Origin of the sequence: Nocardioides sp. Soil796, from assembly GCF_001429525.1 — a bacterium.
In the GTDB taxonomy this organism is placed as follows: Bacteria; Actinomycetota; Actinomycetes; order Propionibacteriales; family Nocardioidaceae; genus Nocardioides.
This window is the reverse complement of sequence record NZ_LMSQ01000022.1, coordinates 264,335-289,289: the sequence shown is the minus strand read 5'-3', so window position 1 is coordinate 289,289 and position 24,955 is coordinate 264,335. Positions and strand designations below refer to the sequence as shown.

At 68.8% G+C, this 24,955-nt stretch carries 28 protein-coding genes; 18 read left to right on the top strand and 10 right to left on the bottom strand.

The genetic code is table 11. The features are described 5' to 3' along the window. Positions 1-36 precede the first annotated feature (36 nt). From ASH02_RS25215 to ASH02_RS25195, 5 genes are all read left to right on the top strand, one after another. Complete coding sequence (locus tag ASH02_RS25215; protein WP_056681258.1) at positions 37-1,617, top strand: class I SAM-dependent methyltransferase; 1,581 nt, start codon at positions 37-39, stop codon at positions 1,615-1,617. Next, positions 1,605-1,835 carry a DUF6752 domain-containing protein gene (locus tag ASH02_RS25210; protein ID WP_056681254.1) on the top strand — a complete coding sequence of 77 codons (231 nt, stop codon included), beginning with the start codon at positions 1,605-1,607 and terminating at the stop codon, positions 1,833-1,835. Before ASH02_RS25215 ends, ASH02_RS25210 begins: the two co-directional genes overlap by 13 nt. Then, positions 1,832-2,941, top strand: coding sequence for a hypothetical protein (locus ASH02_RS25205; protein WP_056681252.1), 1,110 nt, complete (start codon positions 1,832-1,834; stop codon positions 2,939-2,941). Before ASH02_RS25210 ends, ASH02_RS25205 begins: the two co-directional genes overlap by 4 nt. Positions 2,942-3,123: 182 nt before the next feature. Then, entirely contained in the window at positions 3,124-4,263 is a 1,140-nt protein-coding gene (locus ASH02_RS25200) for a phospholipase D-like domain-containing protein (protein ID WP_057295723.1), read from the top strand. An 84-nt stretch (positions 4,264-4,347) separates the two neighbouring features. Further along, entirely contained in the window at positions 4,348-5,547 is a 1,200-nt protein-coding gene (locus ASH02_RS25195; RefSeq protein WP_056681245.1) for an acyl-CoA dehydrogenase family protein, read from the top strand. Between the two features lie 68 nt (positions 5,548-5,615). Here the strand turns inward: ASH02_RS25195 and ASH02_RS25190 are convergent, their stop codons facing one another. Beyond that, positions 5,616-6,272, bottom strand: a complete 657-nt coding sequence (locus ASH02_RS25190; protein WP_057295722.1) for a hypothetical protein — start codon at positions 6,270-6,272, stop codon at positions 5,616-5,618. Between the two features lie 24 nt (positions 6,273-6,296). Next, positions 6,297-6,962 carry a hypothetical protein gene (locus ASH02_RS25185; protein WP_057295721.1) on the bottom strand — a complete coding sequence of 222 codons (666 nt, stop codon included), beginning with the start codon at positions 6,960-6,962 and terminating at the stop codon, positions 6,297-6,299. Positions 6,963-7,057: 95 nt separating this feature from the next. Here ASH02_RS25185 and ASH02_RS25180 point away from each other — a divergent pair, with 95 nt between their 5' ends. Then, entirely contained in the window at positions 7,058-7,249 is a 192-nt protein-coding gene (locus ASH02_RS25180; RefSeq protein WP_056681237.1) for a DUF5302 domain-containing protein, read from the top strand. Positions 7,250-7,332: 83 nt separating this feature from the next. Further along, positions 7,333-8,367, top strand: a complete 1,035-nt coding sequence (locus tag ASH02_RS25175) for a MaoC family dehydratase (protein ID WP_056681234.1) — start codon at positions 7,333-7,335, stop codon at positions 8,365-8,367. A 42-nt stretch (positions 8,368-8,409) separates the two neighbouring features. Here ASH02_RS25175 and ASH02_RS25170 read toward each other — a convergent pair whose 3' ends face one another. Then, positions 8,410-9,543 carry an MFS transporter gene (locus tag ASH02_RS25170; RefSeq protein ID WP_057295751.1) on the bottom strand — a complete coding sequence of 378 codons (1,134 nt, stop codon included), beginning with the start codon at positions 9,541-9,543 and terminating at the stop codon, positions 8,410-8,412. Between the two features lie 79 nt (positions 9,544-9,622). Here ASH02_RS25170 and ASH02_RS25165 point away from each other — a divergent pair, with 79 nt between their 5' ends. From ASH02_RS25165 to ASH02_RS25150, 4 genes are all read left to right on the top strand, one after another. Beyond that, positions 9,623-10,207: a histidine phosphatase family protein gene (locus ASH02_RS25165; RefSeq protein WP_057295720.1), complete on the top strand. Its 585-nt coding sequence runs from the start codon at positions 9,623-9,625 to the stop codon at positions 10,205-10,207. 45 nt (positions 10,208-10,252) lie between these two features. Beyond that, positions 10,253-10,885: a DUF6758 family protein gene (locus ASH02_RS25160; RefSeq protein ID WP_057295719.1), complete on the top strand. Its 633-nt coding sequence runs from the start codon at positions 10,253-10,255 to the stop codon at positions 10,883-10,885. Between the two features lie 198 nt (positions 10,886-11,083). Next, positions 11,084-11,962, top strand: a complete 879-nt coding sequence (locus ASH02_RS25155) for a PHP domain-containing protein (RefSeq protein WP_056681227.1) — start codon at positions 11,084-11,086, stop codon at positions 11,960-11,962. Continuing rightward, positions 11,959-12,498 (top strand): MarC family protein, encoded by a 540-nt coding sequence (locus ASH02_RS25150; RefSeq protein ID WP_082563755.1) that lies wholly within the window; start codon positions 11,959-11,961, stop codon positions 12,496-12,498. Before ASH02_RS25155 ends, ASH02_RS25150 begins: the two co-directional genes overlap by 4 nt. Here the strand turns inward: ASH02_RS25150 and ASH02_RS25145 are convergent, their stop codons facing one another. The 6 genes from ASH02_RS25145 to ASH02_RS27630 form a co-directional block, all read right to left on the bottom strand. After that, positions 12,499-13,488 carry a tyrosine-type recombinase/integrase gene (locus ASH02_RS25145; RefSeq protein ID WP_056681223.1) on the bottom strand — a complete coding sequence of 330 codons (990 nt, stop codon included), beginning with the start codon at positions 13,486-13,488 and terminating at the stop codon, positions 12,499-12,501. Further along, a complete protein-coding gene (locus ASH02_RS25140; RefSeq protein WP_162250947.1) occupies positions 13,485-14,492 on the bottom strand; it encodes a tyrosine-type recombinase/integrase in 1,008 nt (335 codons plus the stop codon). The genes ASH02_RS25145 and ASH02_RS25140 overlap by 4 nt, the downstream gene beginning before the upstream one ends. Further along, entirely contained in the window at positions 14,489-15,727 is a 1,239-nt protein-coding gene (locus tag ASH02_RS25135; RefSeq protein ID WP_056681217.1) for a tyrosine-type recombinase/integrase, read from the bottom strand. Before ASH02_RS25135 ends, ASH02_RS25140 begins: the two co-directional genes overlap by 4 nt. Positions 15,728-15,907: 180 nt before the next feature. Next, positions 15,908-16,246 (bottom strand): STAS domain-containing protein, encoded by a 339-nt coding sequence (locus tag ASH02_RS25130; RefSeq protein ID WP_056681214.1) that lies wholly within the window; start codon positions 16,244-16,246, stop codon positions 15,908-15,910. A 4-nt stretch (positions 16,247-16,250) separates the two neighbouring features. Further along, complete coding sequence (locus ASH02_RS25125) at positions 16,251-16,589, bottom strand: MerR family transcriptional regulator (protein WP_235529922.1); 339 nt, start codon at positions 16,587-16,589, stop codon at positions 16,251-16,253. Beyond that, complete coding sequence (locus ASH02_RS27630; RefSeq protein WP_082563753.1) at positions 16,579-17,016, bottom strand: J domain-containing protein; 438 nt, start codon at positions 17,014-17,016, stop codon at positions 16,579-16,581. The genes ASH02_RS25125 and ASH02_RS27630 overlap by 11 nt, the downstream gene beginning before the upstream one ends. Positions 17,017-17,175: 159 nt before the next feature. On the opposite strand from ASH02_RS27630, the gene ASH02_RS25120 reads away from it, so the two are divergent. The 4 genes from ASH02_RS25120 to ASH02_RS25105 all read left to right on the top strand — a co-directional run bounded on the left by ASH02_RS25120 (position 17,176) and on the right by ASH02_RS25105 (position 20,262). Further along, on the top strand, positions 17,176-17,595 hold the full coding sequence (locus ASH02_RS25120) for an Hsp20/alpha crystallin family protein (protein ID WP_056681207.1): 420 nt from the start codon (positions 17,176-17,178) through the stop codon (positions 17,593-17,595). A gap of 877 nt (positions 17,596-18,472) precedes the next feature. Continuing rightward, positions 18,473-18,616, top strand: coding sequence for a MarC family protein (locus ASH02_RS25825; RefSeq protein WP_082563752.1), 144 nt, complete (start codon positions 18,473-18,475; stop codon positions 18,614-18,616). Between the two features lie 136 nt (positions 18,617-18,752). Continuing rightward, positions 18,753-19,532, top strand: a complete 780-nt coding sequence (locus tag ASH02_RS25110; protein ID WP_056681201.1) for a ParA family protein — start codon at positions 18,753-18,755, stop codon at positions 19,530-19,532. Positions 19,533-19,539: 7 nt separating this feature from the next. Then, entirely contained in the window at positions 19,540-20,262 is a 723-nt protein-coding gene (locus tag ASH02_RS25105; protein WP_056681196.1) for a L,D-transpeptidase, read from the top strand. Positions 20,263-20,431: 169 nt separating this feature from the next. Here the strand turns inward: ASH02_RS25105 and ASH02_RS25100 are convergent, their stop codons facing one another. Continuing rightward, complete coding sequence (locus ASH02_RS25100; RefSeq protein WP_056681194.1) at positions 20,432-21,832, bottom strand: DEAD/DEAH box helicase; 1,401 nt, start codon at positions 21,830-21,832, stop codon at positions 20,432-20,434. A gap of 189 nt (positions 21,833-22,021) precedes the next feature. Between ASH02_RS25100 and ASH02_RS25095 the strand changes: the two genes are divergently transcribed. From ASH02_RS25095 to ASH02_RS25085, 3 genes are all read left to right on the top strand, one after another. Next, complete coding sequence (locus ASH02_RS25095; RefSeq protein ID WP_056681191.1) at positions 22,022-22,723, top strand: ferritin-like fold-containing protein; 702 nt, start codon at positions 22,022-22,024, stop codon at positions 22,721-22,723. A gap of 115 nt (positions 22,724-22,838) precedes the next feature. Further along, the gene (locus ASH02_RS25090) at positions 22,839-23,375 is read left to right on the top strand and encodes a MarR family winged helix-turn-helix transcriptional regulator (RefSeq protein WP_056681189.1); all 537 of its coding nucleotides are present in this window, start codon (positions 22,839-22,841) and stop codon (positions 23,373-23,375) included. Further along, the gene (locus ASH02_RS25085) at positions 23,372-24,937 is read left to right on the top strand and encodes an MDR family MFS transporter (RefSeq protein WP_082563750.1); all 1,566 of its coding nucleotides are present in this window, start codon (positions 23,372-23,374) and stop codon (positions 24,935-24,937) included. Before ASH02_RS25090 ends, ASH02_RS25085 begins: the two co-directional genes overlap by 4 nt. The last annotated feature ends 18 nt before the right edge of the window (positions 24,938-24,955 follow it).

Here is a 24,955-nt window from a genome sequence, read left to right as displayed (position 1 = left end):
GAACGCAGCGACGACCCTGACGAGGGAGGACTGCCCATGAAGGCGACCGCTCCCGTGATCCGGGACATCAGCATCTCCGACGAGGGCATTCGCATGCGCGGCCGCCGGGACCGTGCCATCGATGTCAAGTTCGACGACCGGCGGGTCTGGTCCTTCTGGTCGCGCCGCGACACGGTCGCCGACGGTCGTGAGCTCCTCGCCCGCTGGCCCGAGGCGCTGCGCAGGTTCCTCGACGGTACGACGACCCTCGCGCTGGTCGACCACGTGAGCGGCGACGAGCTCTTCTGCGCCGAGGTCAGCCTCGGCAGCGGCAACGGTGCGATCACGGTCGAGGACTCCGACGGCCATCCCCTGGGACTCGACAAGAGCAACCGGCTCTCCCGCCTGTTCGAGAGCCGCAGCGCCGAGCACACCGGGCCGCTCCTCGACTCGATGCGGGCCGTGGTCGACGCGCTTGCCACGTGTGGCGTCGAGGCGTTCATGGCCTACGGCACGCTCCTCGGCGCGGTCCGCCAGGGCGGCCTGATCGGGCACGACTCGGACGCCGATCTCGGCTACGTGAGCCGTCACGACCAGCCGGTCGACGCGATGCTCGAGTCGTTCCGGCTGCAGCGCGCACTGATCGACATGGGCTACCCGGTGACGCGTTACAGCGGGCTCGCCTTCAAGGTGCTGGTCACCGAGTCCGACGGCGCGGTACGTGGGCTCGACGTGTTCGGCGGCTTCCTGCGCGAGGGGCACCTCTACCTCATGGGCGAGGTCGGGCACCCGTTCCGTCCCGAGTGGATCTTCCCGACCCACGAGATCGAGTTCGAGGGCCGCCCGTTCCCGGCGCCGGCGCACCCGGAGCACCTGCTCGAGGCGATGTACGGGCCCAGCTGGAAGGTGCCGGACCCGGCGTACAAGTTCGAGACGCCGCACGCGACCGTCCGTCGGCTCAACGGCTGGTTCCGGGGAACCAGGGTCGGTCGCGAGAAGGTCTGGGACCGCTACTACGGCCGGCCCGCCAAGGTCGACGAGGAGCACCCGCGCGAGTCGTCGTTCGTGCACTGGGTGCGCGAGCGCGAGCCCGAGGTGCAGACCGCGGTCGACATCGGCTGCGGGGCGGGCCGCGATGCCGCCTGGCTGGCGAGGCAGGGTGTCACCACCTGGGGTCTCGACTACGTGGCCCGCGGCTTCCGTCGCGAGGCCCGGCGCTCGACCGACGCCGGACTCCCGGTGACGTTCCAGTTCGTCAACCTGACCGAGCTCCGGTCCGTGCTGGCTGCGGGTGCACAGCTCTCCCGCGAACCCGGCCCCCGCATCGCGCTGGCCCGGCACGTGGCTGACACCACCGACGACTTCGGCCGCCTCAGCCTGCTCCGCCTGGCCCGCATGGTGGTCGGAACCACCGGACGGCTGCACCTGCAGGTGCAGACCGCACCGGCGACCGGCCGTCACCCGTTCGGGGTTTCACCGTTGGACCTCGAGGACCTGCTGGAGCAGGTCGAGTCGACCGGCGGCCGCGTGGTCGAGCGGGCCGACCTGGTCGAGCTCGACGACGGCAGCACCGCGGCGCCAGGTCCCTCTGTCGCCGGAACCCCCATCAGCAGATTGGTGATCACGTGGACAAGCTGAAGGACGTGGCCCGCCGCGCGCGCGACCGCACCGGCACCGCCCGGCGCCTGGCCGCCCTCGAGGCCGAGGTGCAGGAGTGCCGGCAGGTCAACCTGCGCCTGGCCGAGCTCACCGACGTCGTCATGGAGCTGCTGGTGCCATTGTCGGAGCGTGACGAGTCCCGCGTGGCGGAGGCGCTGAAGCGCTACCACGACAGTGTGAGTGACCCTGAGAAATGACCCGACGGGTCTTCCTGCACATCGGTCTCCCGAAGACGGGCACGACCTACCTCCAGGACGTCGTCTGGGCGAACAAGGACCTGCTCGCTGAGCGCGGCCTGCTGATTCCGGGCCGCCACCGACGCCGCCACCTGCTGGCCTCCCTCGACCTCCGGGACGACCCGAAGCTGGCTCGCCGCTCGGGTGACATCACCGCCCCGTGGCAGGACCTGGTCGACGAGGCCGTGGGGTGGGACGGCGACGTCGTCATCAGCCACGAGTTCTTCGGCGCCGCGGCCCCCGAGCACGTCCGCCGGGCGTGCGACTCGTTCCCCGACGCCGAGCTGCACGTGATCCTGACGGCGCGCGACCTGGTCACCCTCGGTACGTCGTACTGGCAGGAGTGGGTGAAGAACGGCGGCGACCTGTCGATCGACGACTGGCCCGAGCGCGCCGACTACGACCCCACCGACGAGTGGGGCTGGGGCGCCTTCGACCTGGCCGAGATACTCGAGCGCTGGGGGAGCGTGGTCGAGCCGTCCCGCATCCACGTCCTCCCCGTCGCCGTCGGGCGGGCCGAACCCGGTGAGCTGTGGCGGCGGTTCGCGTCGGTCGTCGGCGTCGATCCCGACGGCCTCGAGATCCCCGAAGAGCCGTCGAACCGCTCCCTCGGGCTCGTCGAGGCCGAGCTGCTGCGCCGGGTGAACGCTCGGCTCGAGGACTTCTCCTCCGCCGGCAACCGTGGTCGCTGGATCCGGGGCTACCTCGCCATGGGGCGGGTCATCCCGGCGAGTGGCGAGAAATTCCGGCCCGGCACCCGTATGCTCGAGGAGCTCCAGCGACGTGCCCGACGCTCGATCGAGATGCTGCAGGAGCGGCAGTTCGATCTCGTCGGTGACCTCAGTCTGCTGGAGCCGGTCGAGCTCGGCGACCTTCGCCACCCCGGGGAGGTGCCGGACGGGGAGATTCTCGACCTGGCGGCCCAGGCGATCGCCAACCTCATGACTGAGGTGAGATCGCTCACCCGGGCTCGTGAGGCACTCGAGATGAAACCACCGGAGCCCGAACCGCGTGTTAGCGTTCCGAAGTTCTTTCGCAGATCAACATGGAGAAGGGGAAGACGTTGAGAGCAGTCATCAGTGCTCTCTCGATTCTGGTCGTGATGCTGGGTGGCGGCGCTGTCGTCAGCCCGGCTGAGTCATCACCGGCAGCGGGGGCAGCCACAACCACACCAGCCAATCAGCAAGCCGCGGGATGGAGGCCGATCCCTGGGGGCACCTTCAACCACGCCCGCTCGAGTCCGGCCGACATGTGGCGCATCGAGAACCAGATCCTCGAGGGCATCAACCACGCCCACAAAGGATCCTACATCCGCATCTCGCTCTTCTCCTTCGACCGCATGCCGTTGACCGACGCGCTGATCCGCGCCAAGAAGCGCGGCGTCCGGGTGCAGGTGATCCTGAACAACCACCAGATCAACGGTGCAATGCGCAAGCTCAAGGGTGCCTTGGGCACCAATCGGAGCAGGCCGTCCTGGTACCACATCTGCGTCGGCAGCTGCCGTGCCGGATACGAGAACCTGCACACCAAGATGGTGCTGTTCGGCTACACCGGTTCGGTCCGGAACGTCATCATGACCGGGTCGTTCAACTTCACCGGCAACGCCGCGGTGAACCAGCACAACGACCTCTACACGACGTGGAACAAGCCGAACATGTACCGCGACTTCCTCGGCCTCTACCGTCAGCTGAAGGCTGACCGGAAGCTGTCGGCCGCGAGGCAGCACTACATCAAGCGGGCCGGCATCTGGCAGCTCGAGGTGCTCCCGCTGCCGGGCTGGACCGTCAAGAACGACCCGCAGATGCGTGAGATGCGCAAGATCACGTGCACCGGGGCCAACGGCGGGACGGGCATCAACGGCCGCACGGTCGTCCGCGTCGGCATGCACACGATCTCCGGCAAGCGCGGCACGTGGCTGGCCAAGAAGGTGCGCCAGCTGTTCGCCCAGGGCTGCAACGTCCGGGTCTGGTACAGCTGGGCCGACCGTGGCGCCCGCAACGTCTTCGCCACCCGTACGTCGCGCGGCTACGTGCCGGTGCACGTGGCCGGCTACGACACCAACTACGACGGCGAGATCGACCTCTACGGCCACCACAAGGTGCTGCTGGTCTCGGGGAACTACGCGGGTGACCGCTCCTCGGCCCACATCTGGACCGGCTCCAGCAACTGGGGCAACGCCGGCCTGCGTGGTGACGAGATCATCCTGCGGCTCAAGGGCGTGTCCCTGTTCCGGGACTGGAACCGCAACTTCGACTCGATCTGGTACAGCCACTCCTACCTGGCCAAGTACATCCCGTACCGCACGTCGACGAGGCTCCGTACCTCGTCCGCCTGGGATGCCGCCAAGCCGGAGCCCGAGCTGACGCCGCCGGACGACTGGGAGTACTGACCCCCAGACGCACGAACTCAGAAATGACCCGGTCAGGGCCACGACGATGTGGCCCTGACCGGAGTCGCGTTGAAAGGAAGCAAGATGGGACGACTCTGCGAGACCGAGGGTCTCACTGACATCCAGGACGAGATCCTGAAGACGGTTCGGCAGTTCGTCGAGGCCAAGATCATTCCGGTGGCCCAGGAGCTCGAGCACGCGGACGAGTACCCCACCGAGATCATCGAGGGTCTCAAGGAGCTGGGCATCTTCGGGTTGATGATTCCCGAGGAGTACGGCGGCCTCGGTGAGTCGTTGCTGACCTATGCGCTGGTGGTCGAGGAGATCGCCCGGGGCTGGATGAGCGTCTCGGGTGTGATCAACACCCACTTCATCGTGTCCTACCTGCTGATGGCTCACGGCACGGAGGAGCAGAAGCAGAAGTACCTCCCGAAGATGGCCACCGGTGAGGTGCGGGGTGCGTTCTCGATGTCGGAGCCCGGTCTGGGGTCGGACGTCTCTGCGGTCTCGACGAAGGCGACCAGGCAGGAGGACGGCTCCTACTCGATCACCGGCCAGAAGATGTGGCTGACCAACGGTGGCACGTCGACGCTGGTGGCGTTGCTGACCAAGACCGACGAGGGTGCCGAGTCGGTCTACAAGAACATGACCACGTTCCTGGTCGAGAAGGAGCCGGGCTTCGGTGAGACCGCGCAGGGCGTCACCGTGCCGGGCAAGCTCGAGAAGATGGGCTACAAGGGTGTCGAGACCACGGAGATGATCCTTGAGGGTCACCAGATCTCGGCCGACCAGATCCTGGGTGGTGAGCCCGGCAAGGGCTTCTTCCAGATGATGGACGGTGTCGAGGTGGGTCGGGTCAACGTGGCCGCTCGTGCGTGTGGGTTGGCGTGGCGTGGTTTCGAGCTGGGGATCGCCTACGCCCAGCAGCGCAAGACGTTCGGCAAGGTCATCGCCGACCACCAGGCGGTGCTTTTCCGCCTGGCCGACATGGCGACGAAGGTCGAGACGGCGCACACGATGATGGTGCGCGCGGCCCGGTTGAAGGACACCGGTCGGCGGATGGACGTGGAGGCCGGGATGGCGAAGATGGTTGCCTCGGAGTTCGCCAACGAGGTCGTCGAGGACTCCTTCCGGATCCACGGTGGCTACGGCTACTCCAAGGAGTACGAGATCGAGCGGCTGATGCGTGAGGTGAAGTTCATGCTGATCGGCGAGGGCACCTCCGACATCCAGAAGATGATCATCGGCCGGTCCCTGCTCAAGGACTACAAGCTCAAGGGCTGATCACCCGTACGACGAACGGCCCGGCTCCCCATCACCTGGGGAGCCGGGCCGTCCGCATGTCCGTGCTGTCAGGCGCTCCACTTCCAGGACGCCAGGACGCTGTTCACGAGCTTCTGCTGCGCCGGCTTGGCGAGCCCGGGGGAGAACGAGAACGAGATCACGGTGATCTTGCCGGCCTCGTCGATGGCGACGTACTGGTCGAGGACGTACGCCGAGGTGCCGGCGGCCTTGCCGACGGTGCCGCGGTAGTGGATCGCGGCTACCTCGTCGATCGTGACGGCGGGCAGGATCTCCAGCTTCTTCACGATCTTCTTGACCTGGTCGGGAACCGACGCCTCCAGCTCGTCGAGACCGGTGCCCGCCTCGGCCTTGTCGAAGGACACGATGACCGTGTCCTGGAATCCGTCGGGGAACTGCTTCTCACCCGCGGCCGAGTCGATGGTCCTGTCGACCTGCGCGGCCTTCTTGGTGATCCCGGTCCAGGACGCGGGAACGCGGTAGGTGTATCCCGCGCCCTTGACCCGGTCGCCCTTCGCCGGTGCGCCGAAGTCGGTCGTGGTCGGCTCCTCGGAGGGCTCGTCGGTCGGGTCCTCGGACGCCGGCGCGCTCGAGCTGGAGTCGTCGGACGCCTTGTCCTTGCCGTCGTCGCCACCGCAGCCGGTCAGGGCGACGGCAGCCAGCAGGACGGCGGCGAGGGCGGCCGCGGGTCGCTTGATGGTGTGCATGCCGACGATTCTCTCAGCCCGTCGTCAGGCAGGCCACTTCCAGGAGGCGAGCACGGAGTCGATCAGCTCCCGGCGGCCGGCCTCGGGCGTCGCCAGGTCGACGGCGAAGGAGATGGCGTACATGGTGCCGTCCTTCTCCGCGATGTACTGCTCGAAGAAGAAGGAGGCGTTGCCGACCTCGGCGACCCCGCCGACGTGGACTGCCTCCCGTCCGTCGATGACGGTGCGGTCGTAGACGTCGAGGTCCTTCACCATGAACTTCAGGGTGTCGGCCGCGATCGCCTCGTAGGCCTCCATCGATCCGCCGGGCGCCGGCGTGAGGACGACGTTCAGGTTCTCGCGCACCGTGGTGGCGCCGGACATGGCCTCGCCGACCGCGGTGTCGATGTCCTGGCCGCTCTCGCGCATCTGCTTGGTGATCTCGACCCAGCCCTGGGGCGCGGAGTATTCGTAGCCCTGCTTGGTGATGCGGATTCCCGTCGCCGGGTCCGCGGAGGACGGCGCAGGAGCGTCCGGAGTGGCCAACGGGTCCGGAGGCGCCTGGGTCTCCTCCTGGGCGGCGTCGGGTGCCTCCGCGGTGCCCGCGGCCTCGCCCATCACCATCTCGTTGCCGGAGGGATCGGCTGCGCATCCGGTCAGGACGACCGGGGCCAGGACCAGGAGGGTGCCGACCACCCACGTACGGATCATGCGCAGAAACTACCCCGTGGACCGGCGGGATAACCCCTTGGCCCCGGACGTGTTGAGTGTCAAGGTGGAACCTCTGACCGACGCGAGGAGACACCATGACGGACGCCAGCGACGCCAACGCCGACCTCAAGGCCAAGATGCGGGAGGCTCTCGACCGCAAGAACAACGCGCACCACCCCACCGATGCCGACGGCCAGCCCACTGCTCGCGAGAAGGTCCACGGTTCCGAGGTCGAGGGTGGCGGCCCGAAGATGCACCGTCGCAAGGCCGGTGGGGGAGGCGCCTGAGCCTGCGGGAGGCGTGGGGGACTGTGGCCAATTCCACGTGAGACGAGGGCCCGCGAGCGGTCAGGGTGCGGCACCATGACGCCATGACCAAGACGAACCCGGGCAACTTCTTCGAGGACTTCACCGTCGGGCAGGTGCTGCGCCATGCCACGCCCCGCACCGTGACCGAGGGTGACCGTGCCCTTTACGGCGCGCTCTACCCGACTCGCTTCGCGGTGCCCTCGTCCGCGGAGTTCGCCAAGGCCTCCGGGCTCGACCCCGCGCCGGTGGAGGAGCTGGTCGCCTTCCACATCGCGTTCGGCAAGACCGTGCCCGACATCTCGCTGAACGCCGTGGCGAACCTCGGGTACGCCGAGTGCCGGTTCCACCAGCCGGTCGTGCCCGGCGACACCTTGAGCACCTCCTCGGAGGTGATCGGGCTCAAGCAGAACTCCAACGGCAGGAGCGGCGTGGTCTACGTCCGGTCCACGGCCACCAACCAGCGCGGCGAGGTGGCGCTCGACTGGGCACGTTGGGTGATGGTGCACAAGCGCGACCACGACGCGCCGGCGCCGGAGACCGTCGTACCCGACCTGGCCGCCTCGGTGGCTGCCAAGGACCTCGTGCTGCCCGCGGGCCTCGACTTCACGGCGTACGACTTCGCGGCGGCCGGTGAGCCGCACAGCTTCGGCGACTACGAGGTCGGCGAGAAGATCGACCACGTCGACGGCGTCACGCTGACGGACCCCGAGCACATGCTGGCCACCCGCCTCTGGCAGAACACCGCCAAGGTGCACTTCAACACCGAGGCCCGGCCCGACGGCACCCGCCTGATCTACGGAGGGCACGTGATCTCGATGGCCCGCGCGCTGTCGTTCAACGGCCTGGCCAACGCCCAGCTGATCGCCGCGATCAACGCCGGAGCCCACACCGCGCCGGCGTTCGCCGGCGACACCGTCTACGCGTGGTCGGAGGTGCTCGACAAGGCCACGACCTCGGCCCCCGGCGTCGGCGCGCTCCGGTTGCGACTGGTCGCCACCAAGGGCCGCGACGAGTCGATGACGCTGCGCAACGACGAGGGCAAGTACGCCGCCGGCGTGCTGCTCGACCTCGACTATTGGGCGCTCGTCCCGCGCTGAGCCCGCCTCCGCCCGGATCCGGGCTCGGCCCGGACCCAGGGCTCAGCGGAAGGCGCGGGCCAGCGGCACGATGGCCAGCACCAGGACCATGGGTACGGCGAAGCCGATCCGCAGGTTGTCCGCGCCGACCAGGCCGGTGAGCACCGAGCCCAGGAGCGCGCCGACGTAGTTGAACTGGTTGAACCGGCCGATCACGGCGTCGACCCGCGCCTGGCGCAGGTGCGCCGGCACGTCGTCACCGCCGGCGATGCGGGCCGCGGCCGAGAAGCTCAGCGGTGCGATCACCGCGACCCCGAACCCGACGAGGGTGAAGCCGAGCACGGCGACCGGCCAGGTCGGTGCGGAGACCACGACCGCGAGCGCTGCCGCGGCCAGCACTCCGCCGACGCGCAGCAGCACGACCGGTCCGAAGCGGGCCACCAGGCGGTCTCCGGCGAGCCGCATGATCAGCGTGGCCAGCAGGTAGGGGAACGTGGCCAGGGCGACCAGTCTCTCGGGCGTCGCGAAGGTGTTGTCGAGGTAGGTCGGTCCCCAGGTCATCGAGGCGGTGTCGACCATGTAGAAGAGCACCATGCCCAGCCCCACCAGCACGATCGGGCGCCACGGCACGTCGATGTCGGTGGGCATCGGGTCGCCGACGCGGGGGAGCAGGGGCCCGAAGGCGACCAGCAAGGGCACCACGGCGACCACGCTCACCGGCCAGGTGCCGGCCACGGCCAGGGTGACGCCGGCGCCGACCAGTCCGCCCAGGGTCCACGCGCCGTGGAACGACGGCAGGATCGGCCGCCCGTAGGCGTGCTCGACCGCCACCGCCTGCATGTTGCTGGCGGCGTCGACGACGCCCAGCCCGACGCCGTACGCCGCGAGGCCGAGCACGAACAACGGGAACGACGGGGCCACCGCGACCGTGGGTGCGGACACCGCGACCAGGACCAGCCCGGCGCGGAGCACTGCTGCGCTGGTGTGCCGCTTGGCGGCCACCTCGGCGATCACGGAACCGGCGCCGGCCAGGAGCACCATCATCAGCAGCAGGCCGCTGAGCGCCGCCTCACCGAGCTCCCAGCGGTCCTGCAGGGTCGGCAGCCGGGTGGTCAGGCTGATGAACACCAGCCCCTGGGCCAGGAAGGCGGCCGCGACCGCGAGGCGAGCCCGGGTCGGCTCAGCGGCTGTGGTCATGGCGGTGAGCATCGCACGTGAAGCCCCGTCGCGGCGGGACAACGGTCATCGAGCACGTCGGCCGTGGCACAGTTGCCCCATGACCGGGGAGACGACGGGCCCGCCCGCTCGCGAGCTGTGGGTGGTGCGCCACGGCGAGACCGAGTGGAGCCGCGACGGCCGGCACACCTCGGTCACGGACCTCGACCTGACCGAGAAGGGCGTCGAGGTCGCGCGCGGGCTGGCGCAGCGGCTGGCCGGCGAGGAGTTCGACCTCGTGCTGACCAGCCCCCGCAAGCGGGCCCGGGTCACCGCCGAGCTGGCCGGCTTCCCGGACGCCGTCATCGACGACGACCTGAGCGAGTGGGCGTACGGCGACTACGAGGGGGTGACCACCCCCGAGATCCGCAGGACCGTGCCGGGTTGGACCGTCTGGACCCACTCCGTGCCCGGTGGCGAGACCGCCGAGCAGGTGGGTGCCCGGCTGGACCGCGTGGTGGTCAGGGCCGAGGCCGTCGCAGGCCGCACGCTGGTCTTCGCACACGGCCACTCGCTGCGCGTCCTTGCGGCTCGGTGGCTGGGCCTGCCGGCGACCGACGGACGCCTGCTGCGCCTGGACACCTCGACGGTGTCGGTGCTGGGCCACGAACGGGAGTCCCGGGTGGTCCTGAGGTGGAACGCGTGACCGCGGCCCCTTGACGGAGCCGTCGCCGCGCCGCACCGTTGACTCGTGTCGTTGAACGCCGGCTGCCCTCGGTGTCCGTCCCCGCTCATGCAGGCGGACGACGGTTGGCGCTGTGGCCAGCACGGCACGGTGCCACCGTTGTGGAGCCCCGACGAGGCGTCGTACGACGACTTCGGGGAGCACCTGAACCGGGCCGACGACTTTCCGACGTACCTGCCCTGGCCGCTGGCCAGTGGCTGGCGGGTCACCGACTTCGGTGTCGTGCGGGGTGAGGGACGGGCGCGGGCGACCATGGTGGCGCTGGCCGGGAACAGCGACCTCGACGGGCCCGTCGAGGTCCTGGTGGTCAGCGAGGAACCCGGCACCGGGCTGGGCGCGCGCTGCGCCGGGACCGTCCACTCGGACCCCGGCGCACAGATCGGTGCATCGCGTCCCACGACCAGGGTCCGCCTGGATGCGCAACCGGTCTCGCTGTGGCCGGTCTCGACCGCGGAGAACGACCTCACCCTCGACCGCAGCGTCGTGGCGGGGGAGGCATGGGGGAGATGGCTGTGGCTGGTGCTGCGCCCTGCCTCCGCGGTGTTCCTGCTGGCCGACGACCTGCCCCTCGCCGACGTCTCGGGCATCGGGGCCTCGTTGCTGGAGGTTCCGTTCGGTGGTCCACCGCCTCGTTGGTGAGGCCCCTCGGCCAACTGCCACTAGGTGGGCACCACCGGAAGTTCGTCGTGTGTCCCGAACCCTGTGCACGCACCTCGCGGCGTTGTCGGAGACTCGACGGGGCTCCGCCCCGCCTTCGCTCCTCCTCCTTGCGATGCACGCACCCAGAGCACGGGCCACCCCCGACGAACCTCCGGCGGTACCCACTAGGCTGCCGAGGTGCGCATCGACCTCCACACGCATTCACGGGCCAGCGACGGGACGCAGACTCCCGAGGAGCTGATCCGCGCGGCGGCCGCGGCCGGGCTCGACGTCGTGGCCCTCACCGACCACGACACGAGTGAGGGATGGGCGGAGGCGGCAGGGACGGCACGGGAGCTCGGCATCACCCTCGTCCGCGGCATGGAGATCAGCACCCGGCACAACCACCAGGGCGTGCACCTGCTGGGCTACCTGCCCGACCCGACCTACCCGCCATTGGTCGAGGGGCTGCAGCGCATCCTCGACGGGCGGAACTCGCGGGTGCCGGCGGTCATCGAGCGACTGCGTGGCTGCGGCATCGACATCAGCAAGGCCGACGTCGACCGGGTGGCCGGCGACCCGGCCGCCACCGGCCGGCCGCACATCGCCGATGCGCTGGTCGACCTCGGCGTCGTGCGTGACCGCGACGAGGCCTTCGCGCGCTACCTCAGCCCCGGCCGCCCGGCGTACGTCGACCGCTACGCCGCACCACTCGTCGACATGATCCGCGTGGTCGGCGAGGCCGGCGGCGTGACCGTCATCGCCCACGCGTGGGGTCGTCACGCCCCGACCGGCATGACCGCGGACGACATCGCGGCTCTGGCGCAGGCCGGCCTGTCCGGGCTCGAGGTCGACCACCAGGACCACGACACCAGGTCCCGCAAGGAGCTCGCCGGCATCGCCGACGACCTCGGCCTGGTGAAGACCGGCTCCAGCGACTACCACGGCACCGGCAAGAAGAACCACGAGCTCGGCTGCAACACGACCGCGCCCGACCAGTTCGAGCGGCTGGTCGACCTCGCCGATGCCGCGGCCGTTGCCTCGGGGCGCCCCGTCACCGACGTGCTGCGGCCGTGAGCGAGGTCCTCAACGCGGTCCTCCTGACCGAGGTCTTCGTGACCCTGTTCGTGATCATGGACCCGCCGGGCACGATCCCGGTGTTCCTCTCGCTGACGGCGGGCCGGTCGGCTGCGACCATGCGACGGGCCGCCTGGCAGGCGGTGGCCGTGTCGTTCCTCGTGATCACGATCTTCGCCTTCTTCGGCCACCAGATCCTGCGCTACATGCACATTTCCATCCCGGCGCTGCAGTGCGCCGGCGGGCTGCTCCTGCTCCTGATCGCCCTCGAGCTGCTGACCGGCAACGAGAAGGATCCGGTGGCCAGCCAGGACGCCAACATCGCGATGGTGCCGCTCGGCACGCCGCTGCTGGCCGGGCCGGGCGCGATCGTGGCGACGATGCTGTTCGTCGAGCAGATCGACTCGGTCGCCGACGTCACCGCGGTCTCGATCGGCGTGATCCTGGTGCACCTCTGCATCTGTTATGCCGACACGGTGGTTATGCCGAACCAGGGTGGCCGCAGGTCGGTGGGCGTAGCCCTTTGGTCGGCATAGTCAGAGGTTGGCGAGGAAAGCGAGCACAGGGTCGGACGGCTGGTAGCGGCCGGCTGTGACGCTCTGCGGAGTGATCTTGGCAATCGCGTTCTCCTTGATGGTCATGTCGGCGTGCAGGTAGATGTTGGTGGTGGTGATCTGCTCGTGGCCGAGCCAGAGCGCAATCACGGTGGTGTCCACACCGGCGTGAAGCAGTCGCATCGCCGCGCTATGCCGCAGGGTATGGGCGGTGACTCGTTTGCCCGCGAGCGACGGACAGACGGCTTGGGCTCGTGTCGCAGCCAGCCTGATGCGTCGTTCGATCGCGTCGCGACTCAGCGGACGACCGGCCGTAGTGGTGAACAGCGGATCGTCGGGGTGACCGTTGCGCTCGGTGAGCCAGGGCCTCATCACAGCAACTGTCCCGGCCAGGATCGGAGTGCGGCGTTCCTTGCGGCCTTTGCCTACGCAGTGGACGTGAGGTCCCGTCCCGAGGTGGATGTCTGCCACTGTCAGGCCGATCAGCTCGCTGATCCGCAGTCCGGTCTGGATTGCCAGGGCGAACATGGCGTGGTCTCGGCGTCCGGTCCTGGTCGTCTGGTCGCAGGCCTGCAGGAGGGCGTCGGCCTCGGCGTGATCGAGGTAGTTGACCAGGTTGCGTTCGATTCGTGCCGATGGGATGGCCAGAACACGCTGGATGACGGCGGCGTGTTCGGGATGGCGCAGCGCGGCATAGCCGAACAAGGAGTGGATCGCCGCGAGGCGGGCGTTGCGGGTCCGCACGGTGTTGCCGCGAACCTGCTGAAGGTGGGTTAGGAATCCGCTGATGCATGGTGCGTCCAGGTCGCTGATCTGCAATGCCGAAGGTGCTGTCCCGGTCTGCGCGGTGGTGTACTCGAGCAGCAGGCGGAACGTGTCGCGGTAGGCGGCGATGGTGTGTGGGCTGGCGCGTCGTTGAGTCATCAGCCGGTCGGTGAAGAACGCCTGGAGCAGCGGAGCGAGACTGGTCATCGTTCACCTGCTTCGCTTATCGCAAGGCGTCCCGCGGCCATGGTCAGCAGTTCGGGTGTCGCTGTCAGGTACCAGTAGGTGATGGCTGGCTTGGTGTGACCCAGGTAGGTCGACAGCACCGGCATCATCGCGGCGACGTCGCGGCCGTCGCGATACCAATCCAGCAGCGTGTTGACCGCGAAGGTGTGCCGCAGGTCGTGAATGCGCGGTCGAACGGTCTCGGTGCGCACCCCGATCCGGGTGGTGACCTCGCGGAAGGCATGGTGCACGTTGCATGGCGGCAGCGGCCCACCCCCAGGGAGGGTGAAGAACCTGACCCGACCGCCCGCGCGTTCGCTTCGGGCGTTTCCGCTCCGACGGGTGGGGGCGACGCTTTGGGCATAGTCACGCAGTGCGGCGGTGGTGGTCGGATGGAGGGGCACCAGCCTGGGGTCACGGGACTTGCCGCGGGTGATCGTCAGGATCCCTTGATCGAGGTCGACCTCATCGAGCCCGATCCCGAGCGCCTCGCCGAGTCGCAGCCCGGTGGCCGCAATCAACCCGAACAGCACCGGATAGAGATCACTGCGACCGTAGCGGATCATGCTCGCGCAGGCACCCAACAGTGCCTGGACCTGTTCCTCGGTGTAGATGTAGGGCGTCGGACGGGTCTTGCACCATCGAAACACGTCCTTTGGCGGGATCTCGTGTGCCGGGTTCAAGGAGTGCAGGTAGGTGGCGAATCCGCGAATGGCGGTCAACCTGACTGAGGCGCGTGTAAGGGGTCTATGTGCCTGCCCGGCCGGTAGCGAGGCCGACCACGCGACCGCGTCGGCCACCGTCACCACACAGATCTCCCGGCTGGCCAGGAAGGCAGTGAACCGGTTGAGCAGGTGCTCGTCCCAAGTCAGCTTGAACCCGAGCGAGCGCCGCAACCTCAGGTAGTCCGCGACCTGCGTAGCCCACCACGCGGAAGCCGTGTCCGCGCTTGCGCCCGGCACAGTCATCACCATCGGCGCGCTCATCGGACAGCCCCTGCCATGTTGGCCAGCGTTCTCGCGGGCCATGGACGGGCGAGATCGCGGAGTCGGTGGACGTCGACTCGGGCGTAGTTGGCCGTGGTCAGCGGGTCGTGGTGGCGCAGCACCTGGCCGATCGACGATAAGGGGACCTCGGCACGGATCATCGCCTCTCCCAAGGTGTGCCGCAGCAAGTGCGCTCCGATGGGTTCGAGCCCGGCTCGTTCACAGACCCGACCGATCATGGAGGAGACGGTCACGCGATCCATCGGCCGACGCGGGGCTCGAACCGCCAGGAACACCGTGCGAAGCTCGGGGGCGTCGCTCGGACGTGCCCGCATCAGGTAGTCGGCCAATGCTTCGCCGACTTCGGACGGCAGCGGCATGCGTTCGTCCCGGCGGCCCTTGCCCCGCACGGTGATCTCGCCGTGGTGCCAGTCGAGGTCGTCCAGATGGAGTCGGGCGACCTCGGTGGCACGCAGCCCGAGCCGGACCAGCAGCAGGATCACCGCGTAGTCGCGACGTCCCACCACGGTGTGGCGGTCACATGCGGCGAGCAGGGCCGTGGTCTGCTGGCGACTTATCCCGATCGGCAGCAAGGACGGCTGGTGCGCTCGGATCGGAATCGATGCTCCCGACAGATCGCGATCGATCAGTCCGGTCAGGAACGCATAGCCCAGGAACGATCGCAGGGTGTAACCCAACCGCTTGACCGACGACACCGCATGGTCAGTGCCTTCGGCTAGCAACGCGGCGGTGACCTCGGCCGTGGACAGATCCTCAATTCCGCCCGGCGGACAGTATTGATCAAGAAACCGCTGCACGCGCGACGCCTGCGCGGCAGCCGTCCGCTGCAACAGGCCACGCTCGCGGACCTGGTAGCCCTCGAAGCCGGCGACCACCACCTCGATGGGCGTGGGCGCGACAGGCGCCTCCTCTGGCAGGACGCCGAGCTCGTTGAGGAAGCCGAGCAGGGTGCGCAGTGACCTGTGCGAATAGCGATTGGTGTGCGTCGCGCGCCGCTCCAACAGGAACTCATCGACTCGACCCGTCGTGAGTTGGGCGACCTCAACGCACTGGGCCTGCATCCAGCGACTCAAGTGAGCGGCGAGCCGCACCTGGTGCTCCGCCGACAACGGCGCAAAGCCCTGTCTGTGCAGTTCGGCGGCGAACCCGGGTCCGTGAACAGCGAGCGGTCCGGTCAGTACGACTTTCTTCGGCGACATCGCAGAGTGCTCCATGTCGCGCCTCCTTCTCCAGAACAGTGAGAAGAACAGGCGATCAGCGCTGCCGCGTTATGCCAACAGCGATCGTCCCCCAACTGTGGAGGTCGCGACAGTCCCGGCTCGTGGGCTGTCCCGTCTTCTGCCCGCTCCGGTCGGCCTTCACCGGCAATGCGAAGTGCCCGGGTGTCGGCCAAGTCAATTTTCGTCGCTGGTCGAGTCGTCGAGGAGGTGGTCGAAGTTGTGCTGCCGTATCTGGCGGGCGATGAGGGCCGGGGTACGGGTCAGGCGAAGGTCTCCGCTGCGCAGTCGTGCAGCGTGCTGGGCCACGGCCAGGGCGAGGAGACCGTCCACGTCGATGCCGGTGCAGCAGGACATGTCGAGCAGGATGCAGGGCGCTCCGGTCGTGGTGTCTATGAGTCGCCGGAGGTGGTCACGCAGGGCCGGCGTGGTGCCATGGGTCAGGGGCCCGGCGATCCCCAGCCCTGTTGACCCGTCTCCCGGAGGGTTGCGCAGCACGATAGCGAGTTCACCCATACGATCACCCGCCGGAGTGGGGTCTGCCTGCCTCGGTGGTCTCCGCGGCCGTATGCCCCTGGCGGAGCCGGTCGACCTCACCTTGCAGGCGATGGTTCTCGGCCCGGAGCCGGAACACGTGCTCCACTCCGGCCAGATTCAGTCCGGCTGCGAGCAGGGTGGTGATCTCGCTGACCCGATCTAGCTCTTGATTGCTGTAGCGACGAGTCCCGCCCTCGGTGCGGTGAGGCTCAAGCAATCCCTTCTGCTCGTAAACGCGCAGCATCTGTGGGTTGACGCCGGTAACCTCTGCGGCCACCGAGATCGAGAACAGTGCACGGTTGGCACCCAGATCAACCACCACGAACCTCCCCATTGCCCGGGCGGCGGGCTGGACTAATGAAAACCGGCCCTGCGACGATCGGGACACCTGGACGCGGGCGTCCGCTTCGATTCGGCCACAACGCTATCGGCCACTGCGGAACCGAGCCCCACCCGCGCGCCCAGTCGGAAGTCGGGTCACCGTAGCCGGGCTCGCGTCCGTAAGCGGAGCCCGGGTATCGCATCCCCGGCCTGCGGGCGGATGCGGAGCCTTCAGTCACGGCATCAACCTGGGACGCCAGCCTGTACGCGGCAGCAAGAGCAGCGAACCGGGCCGCGGCCTCAGGCTCCGCCGAGACGTCGGGATGGGTAACGCGCGCGAGCCGGCGGTAGGCATGGGCCACCGCGTCCGCGTCGCTGTCCACCGGGATGCCCAGCACCTCGAACGCCTCTGTCCGTCTCCTGTCCATGCCCTACCTCCCGTCGCTGATAGCACCTTTAGAGAAGGTTGGAATTCCCTCTTGACATCTTCGCACAATGAGAGAAAATCTGAAATAGCAACAGTAGATTATCTGACGCCAACCCGGCCTCAGATCCCATGTCAGAACTGCTAGTGAGGAGGAGAACTCATGCTGATGCGAACCGATCCGTTCCGTGACTTCGACCGTCTCACCGAGGCGATGCTGGGGACTCGTGCCCGCCCGGCCGTGATGCCGATGACGGCCTACCGAGACGACGGAGCCTTCGTGGTCCACCTCGACCTCCCCGGCGCCTCGGCTGACTCCATCGATCTGACCGTGGAGCAGAACGTGCTCACCGTCCACGCCGAACGCAAGCCCCCGGCAGGTGACGCCGAGCGCGTCGTCGACGAGCGCAACTACGGCGTGTTCAGCCGCCAGCTGTTCCTGGGCGAGACCCTCGACGCCGACCAGCTCAGCGCCAACTACGACGCCGGTGTGCTGACCCTGCGGCTCCCCATCGCGGAGAAGGCCAAGCCCCGCAAGGTCGAAATCACCGCCGGGGAGTCCGCCAAGGAGATCAACGCCTAAGCATCGTCAAGTCTCGGATCGCCCGTGGCGACCTGAGCAGAGGCCAGCCGCAGCCGGCCTCCCGGTGTGTGGTCATCCTGAGATCACGAGAGGGGGTGGTCATGCCAGCACTGCCCAACACAAGCGAAACACTGCGAGGACTTGCAAGCAAGATCGTGCAGAGCGTCGCAAACGCCAGCGCAGCCCTCCGCAAAGCCCTGGCACGGCTCGTCAACAACGGAGGCGGCCAACAGGGACCCGAGCCGCGCACACGCTGACGCCCTCGGCGTCCCATCCGGGAGGACCCGCCCTCCGGTCGGGTCCTCCCGGCAACCGACGAACACTTCGGCGCACGATCCAAAGCTGGCCCATGCCCCCGGGCTCTTGAGCCTCATCCACTCGGTCCGAGCTCGAACGGAGAAATGATGTACCCAGCAAAGGACGCGCGCGAACTAGCGATCCTGCTACGGATCAGCCGCGAACTCGACGTCGTCGGAGACGTCACCGCCACCGTGGATAATCCCTCAGAACTCCTCGCCTGGGCACTGATCCTCTCCCGCCCCCAGATCCTCGCCTGGCGCGCGACCGATTCCGGACACCGCTACCTACAAGTGTCTGCCCACCGCAAGCGTGCACCCATCAGGGGCGACATCACCGCCGTTCTCGACTGTGAACGACACGCTGACTACTGGGCCGCCCTCCAACTTGACGAACTCACCCCCGGAGGCCGCCGCGAGCTCGGCACCGACGCTCTGTCCTCCGCTTGGGCCACCATGCCCCTCACCCCAGAAAGTGCCGGCCAACCCGCGCCACCCCAACCACCGAGCGCCGACTCGGCATAACCATCGAGTCGGCATAACAGCCGCTATGCCGACTTCGGCATAGCGCCTGGGCGGCGATGCGGTTCTCGGTGCGGATCCTCAAGGTGATTCGCGAGAGCGGCGTGCTGTTGGTCACCCGGATCGCGGGTCTGCTGCTGTCCGCGATCGCCGTACAGATGGTGGCCGACGCGGTCCGCGCCTTCATCGCCGGTGACGGCTAGTGGGCACCACCGGAGGTTCGCCACCCCCGACGAACCTCCGGCGACACCCACTGTGCCGGGGCGGGGGCGACTCGCCAGTCGTGGGGTCGGCATGCCTGTGCGGTACGCCGTGGCCGGTCAGGCATGATGTAGCACGATGACCACCACAACGCTCGCGATCGCCAACCAGAAGGGCGGCGTCGCCAAGACCACCACCGTCGCCTCCCTCGGCGCCGCCCTGGCCGAGCTCGGCCACCGCGTCCTGCTCGTCGACCTCGACCCGCAGGCCTGCCTGACGTTCTCCCTCGGCATCGACCCGGAGGACCTCGAGCTCTCCGTGCACCACGTGCTCACCAAGGGGCTCGACCCCACCGAGGTGATCATCGCGACCGAGGACGGCGTCGACCTGCTGCCGGCCACGATCGAGCTGGCCCGGGCCGAGGCCGACCTGCTGACCCGCACCGGCCGCGAGCACGTCATCAAGGGCGCCCTCGACGACCTCTCCGAGTCCGGCGTCGACTACGACTGGGTGCTGCTCGACTGCCCGCCGTCCCTGGGCGTGCTGACGGTCGCCGCACTGACCGCCGCGCAGGGTGTGTTGATCCCGCTCCAGTGCGAGACGCTCTCGCACCGTGGTGTCGGCCAGCTGCTCGACACCGTGCACGACGTTCGCAAGTTCACCAACCGCAAGCTCAAGGTCTGGGGCGTGCTGCCGACGCTGTTCGACGGCCGCACCAACCACTCCCGCACGGTGCTGGAGACGATCTCCGACACCTACGACCTGGCCGTCATCGAGCCGCCGATCCCGAAGACGATCAAGTTCGCCGAGGCCCCGGCCGCCGGACGCTCGATCCTCTCCACCAACCGCAGCAACAAGGGTGCGATGGCCTACCGCGAGGTGGCCGCCAACCTGGTGAAGCTGCGCAAGGACAAATGACGCTGTCGTGAGCCGTCATCGCCTCGAACCGATCCGGCCGAGGTACGGCCGCATCCTCGCGGTGCTGGCTGCAGTGGGGGTCACCCTCGTCGCCGTACTCGGCGGCACGGGTGTGCTGCCCACCCGAGGCAGCGGTGCCGCGGCGCTGAGCAGTGCGATCCAGTCACCGTCGGCGGACCCGAGGCCCGAGCAGTCCGGGTCCGGGCAGTCGGGGTCCGGCCAGGCCGGGCTCCGTGAGGCCGACCCGGGTCGGGCCGAGCAGTCCCGGAACACCGACGTGGCCGGGCCCAAGGAGGTCTCGGACCCCCTCGTGCTCGCGGCCGACCCGACGCTGGTCCCGGCCGACTCCGGCGAGGGCAAGCGCGTGGTCTTCAGCCAGACCGACCAGCGGGTCTGGCTGATCGACGAGGACGACACCGTCGAGCGGACCTACCTGGTCTCCGGCAGCGTCTACGACAACCTCCAGCCCGGTTCCTACGCCGTGTTCTCGCGCTCCGAGGAGGCCTGGGGCATCGACGACTCCGGCACCATGAAGTGGTTCGTGCGCTTCGCGCACGGCCCCAACGCCGCGATCGGCTTCCACGACATCCCGTACGCCGGGGGCGAGCCGCTGCAGAGCGAGAAGGAGCTCGGCACGCCGCAGTCACACGGATGCATCCGCCAACGCACCGACGACGCGCTGGCCCTGTGGGACTTCGCCCCGATCGGCACCGACGTCGTCGTCATCTGACCGGCGCCTCCCGCACCACCACGTCCTGCGCAACGTCCTGCGCACCGGCTGCCCGGGCGACCGTGACGCAGGACGTCCCGCACAACGTCCTGCGCACCGGTCACCGAAATGGCACCAGCCCGCCACGAGCGAACTCGTGACGGGCCGGAGAAGAGCGGCGACGTGTGTGTCAGTCGGCCTGGGTGGTGTTCGCCGCGACCGTCTCGCCGCTGCGGGTGCGACGACGGTTGCGGTTGCGCTTGCGCGGAGCAGCGGTCTTCTCGCCGCCCTCGGCCGGGGCAGCGCCCTGGCTGCCGCGACCACCGGAGCGACGGTTGCGGTCACCGTCACGGGTCGACGGCTTCTTCTCGACCGGCTCCGGGTCCTTGATGCGACCCTTGGTGCCGGCCGGGATGCCCTGGTCGTGGTAGAGGTGCTCGGAGGTCGAGTAGGTCTCCTGCGGCTCCTCGAACGGGAGGCCGAGGGTCTTGTTGATGACCTTCCAGCGGGTCAGGTCGGCCCAGTCCACGAAGGTGATCGCGGTGCCGGTGGCACCCGCGCGGCCGGTGCGGCCGATGCGGTGCACGTAGGTCTTGTCGTCCTCGGGGCAGGTGTAGTTGATGACGTGCGAGACGCCGGCCACGTCGATGCCGCGGGCTGCGACGTCGGTCGCGACCAGCACCTTGATCTTGTCCTCGCGGAACTTCGTCATCGCGCGCTCACGGGAGGTCTGCTGCATGTCGCCGTGGAGCGGGCTGGCGTTGAAGCCACGCTCGGTCAGGTCGTCGGCGATGCGCTGCGACTGACGCTTGGTGCGGGTGAAGACGATGACCTTGTCGGCGTCGTCGGCCTGGAGGACGCGACCGATGATCTCGGGCTTGTCGAGGTCGTGGGCTTGGTAGATGAACTGCGCGGTGGCCGGCACCATCTGGTTGTCGGCCGCGGACTCGGCGCGGATGTTCATCGGGTGGCGCATGTGGGTGCGGGCCAGGGCGATGATCGCGGCCGGCATGGTCGCCGAGAACAGCATGGTCTGGCGGGTCTCGGGAGTCTTCGACAGCAGTCGCTCGACGTCGGGCAGGAAGCCCAGGTCGAGCATCTCGTCGGCCTCGTCGAGCACGACCGACTTCACGTGGGACAGGTCGAGTGCCTTGCGGTTGGACAGGTCGAGGAGGCGGCCCGGCGTACCGACGACCACGTCGACACCGGACTTGAGGGCGTCGAGCTGCGGGTCGTAGCCCACGCCGCCGTACACGGTGAGGACGCGGATGCCGCGGTCGCTGCCGGCCAGGTGGAGGTCGTTGGAGACCTGCAGCGCGAGCTCGCGCGTGGGGGCCACGATGAGCGCCTGGGGCTTGCCCTGGGCCATCTCGGCGTAGTCGGCGTCGTGCGCGGCGACGGTGCGCTGCAGGATCGGGATGCCGAAGGCGAGGGTCTTGCCGGTGCCGGTGCGGGCCTGGCCGATCAGGTCGGTGCCGAGCAGGGCGACGGAGAGGGTCATCTCCTGGATGGGGAACGGCTCGACGATGCCGGCGCGTTCGAGGGCGTCTGCGATCTCGGGCAGGACGCCAAGTTCTCTGAAGGTGGTCAAGAGCGTGTGTTCACTTCCGTGAGTAGGTCTGTGCGGCCGACTCCGAAGTGCGGATCTGCCGCGCACATGCGCCGGCACCTGCGTTCATCTGGACGATCCCTGGGGACCGGTCCCGGTGCGGTGCCGAGAGGGGGGCGCGAACTCGGTCGCGCCACGCAATGACCACAAGTCTATCGGTACGCTGCGGACATGACTGAATCCCCGAGCGAGGGCGAGGGCGTTGCCTTCGCCGACCCGTCGTACCGTGCCGCCGTCGTCGACCTCCTCGGAGTGATCGCGTACGGCGAGATCTCGGCCTTCGAGCGCCTCGCCGAGGACGCCAAGCTGGCGCCCACCCTCGAGGACAAGGTGGCCCTGGCGACGATGGCCAGTGCCGAGTTCGACAACGTGCTGCGCCTCCGGGACCGCCTCGAGTCCCTGGGCGCCGACCCGTTCGAGGCGATGGCCCCGTTCCGCGCGGCGGTCGACTCGTTCCACGCGCACACGGCCCCGTCGAACTGGCTGGAGGGCCTGGTCAAGGCGTACGTCGGCGACGGGCTGGCCCGCGACTTCTACGCCGAGATCGCGGCCTTCGTCGACGTGGACACCCGCGACCTGATCCTGGGCGCCCTCGAGCGCACCACCCACAGTGAGTTCGTCGTCGACCGGGTGCGGGCCGGCATCGCCGCCGACCACCGCGTGGGCGGCCCACTGGCCCTGTGGGGCCGGCGCCTGATGGGGGAGGCGCTCTCGCAGGCGCAGCGCGTGGCCGCCGAGCGCGACGCCCTCTCGGCCCTGCTGGCCGGGGGAGTGGACCGACCCGGCCTCGACCTGGCCGCGATCGGACGGATGTTCACCCGGCTCACCGAGCGGCACGCCGAGCGGATGGCCGAGCTCGGGCTCGCACACTGACCGTTCGCGGTCCTCCGCGCGGGCCCTTCCCGCGCGTTCCTGCCCGGCGCCGGGTGGCGGACGTCACCCGGCAATTAGTTGCTTGATGAAAGCAACCGGGTGCACAATAGTTGACATGGTCAAGCATCCGGAGCCCGTCGACGCGTTCGACGTGTTCAGCCACAGCCTCTTCCGGCTGCCTCGCGCGCTGCGCACCACCGGCCACCTGTGGGTGCAGCTCCCGGGCAACCTCAAGCGCGCCGACGTCACGCTGCTCAAGGTGCTGGCAGACCACGGCGACTGCCGCCCCGGCTTCATCGCCGAACAGATCAACGTCGGCCCGTCGGTGATCAGCCGCCAGCTGGCGTCCCTCGACGCCGACGGGCTCGTCGTACGCCGTCCCGACCCCGACGACGGCCGGGCCGAGCTGATCAGCCTGACCGCCGCGGGTGCCGAGCGGCTCACTGCCCTCCGCGCGGCCTACGTCAGCACGTTGCGCGCGCAGTTCACCGACTGGGACGAGGTCAAGGTGCTCCGGGCAGCCCGGCTGCTCGACGAGATCTCCGACCGCATCGCGCCGATCGCCGCCCAGCGTGCGGCGACCTCCGCGCACTCCACCGAGGCCGGCGCCACGCACGCCGCCACCACGAACGTCACAGAAGGACTCGCATGACCGACCGCACTGCCCGCACCGAGCCGAACCTGAGCCACAAGGAGATCCTCGAGGTCCTCACCGGCCTCATGTCGATGCTCTTCGTGGCCATGGTCAGCTCCACGATCGTCAGCACCGCGCTGCCGACGATCATCGGCGACCTGCACGGCAACCAGACGCAGTACACCTGGGTCGTCACCACCACCCTGTTGGCGATGACGGTGTCGAGCCCGATCTGGTCCAAGCTCTCCGACCTGTTCGACAAGAAGCTGCTCGTCCAGGTCTCCGGAGTCGTGTTCCTGCTCGGTTCCCTGGCCGCCGGGTTCGCCCAGAACGTGCCGCAGCTGCTCGGCGCCCGTGCCCTCCAGGGCCTCGGCGTCGGCGGGCTGATGGCGCTGGCCCAGGCCATCATGGGCTCCATCATCCCGCCCCGCGAACGGGGTCGCTACAGCGGTTACATGGCCGCCGTGATGGCCGTCGCCACCGTCTCGGGCCCGCTCATCGGCGGACTCCTGGTCGACACCGTCGGCTGGCGATGGTGCTTCTGGGCCGCCGTACCCATCTCGATCCTCGGCCTGGGCATGCTGCAGAAGTTCCTCCACCTGCAGCAGGTCCGCCGCTCGGTGCAGATCGACTGGTGGGGTGCCGGCCTGATCTCGGTGGCCGCCAGCCTGCCGCTGGTCTGGGTGTCGTTCGCCGGCAAGAACTTCGACTGGGTCTCGCGTGAGAGCCTCTACTTCCTGGTGCCCGCGGCCGTCGCCGTACTCGCCCTGATCCGGGTCGAGTCGCGCCACCCCGAGCCGCTGATCCCGCCGAAGATCCTGCTCGAGAGGACCACCACGCTCGCGGTCTTCGCCAGCATCGCGGTCGGCATCGCCCAGTTCGGCACGTCGGTGTTCCTGAGCCAGTTCTTCCAGGTGGCACAGGGCTTCACGCCCACCGAGGCCGGACTGCTGATGCTGCCGCTGATCCTGGGCAGCATGGTCGGCGCCACGGTCTCCGGCCAGCTGATCACCCGCACCGGCATCTGGAAGCCCTACCTGCTGACCGGCACGGTCATGCTGATCGCGGGCCTGATGCTGATGGGCCTGACCGACCACACCACCCCGATCTGGCACCTGTCGATCTACATGATCCTGATGGGCCTCGGCCAGGGTTCGCTGATGCAGAACCTCGTGCTCGTCGTCCAGAACACGGTCGACGTACGCGACATCGGCGCGGCCAGCGGCGTGGTCAGCTTCTTCCGCTCGCTCGGCGGGACGATCGGCATCGCCGTGCTCGGCGCGATCCTCTCGACCCGGGTCAGCGACCACATCGCCACCGGGCTCCGGGGCGAGGGCCTGCCGGTCCCCGACGACACCACCGGCGGCGGCACGCTCGACCTCGACGCGCTGCCGGAGCCGATCCTGACCATCGTGCGGCACGCGTACGGCGACAGCACCGGCTACATCTTCGTGGTCGCCGGGTTCGTCACCTTGGTCACGCTGGTCGCCGTCTGGCGGATGCCGCACACCGAGCTGCGCACCACGGTCGCCAAGCAGGACAAGGACGACCCGCTCTCGCTCGAGAACGCGATCGACTGACCGACCCACGCGAGTAAC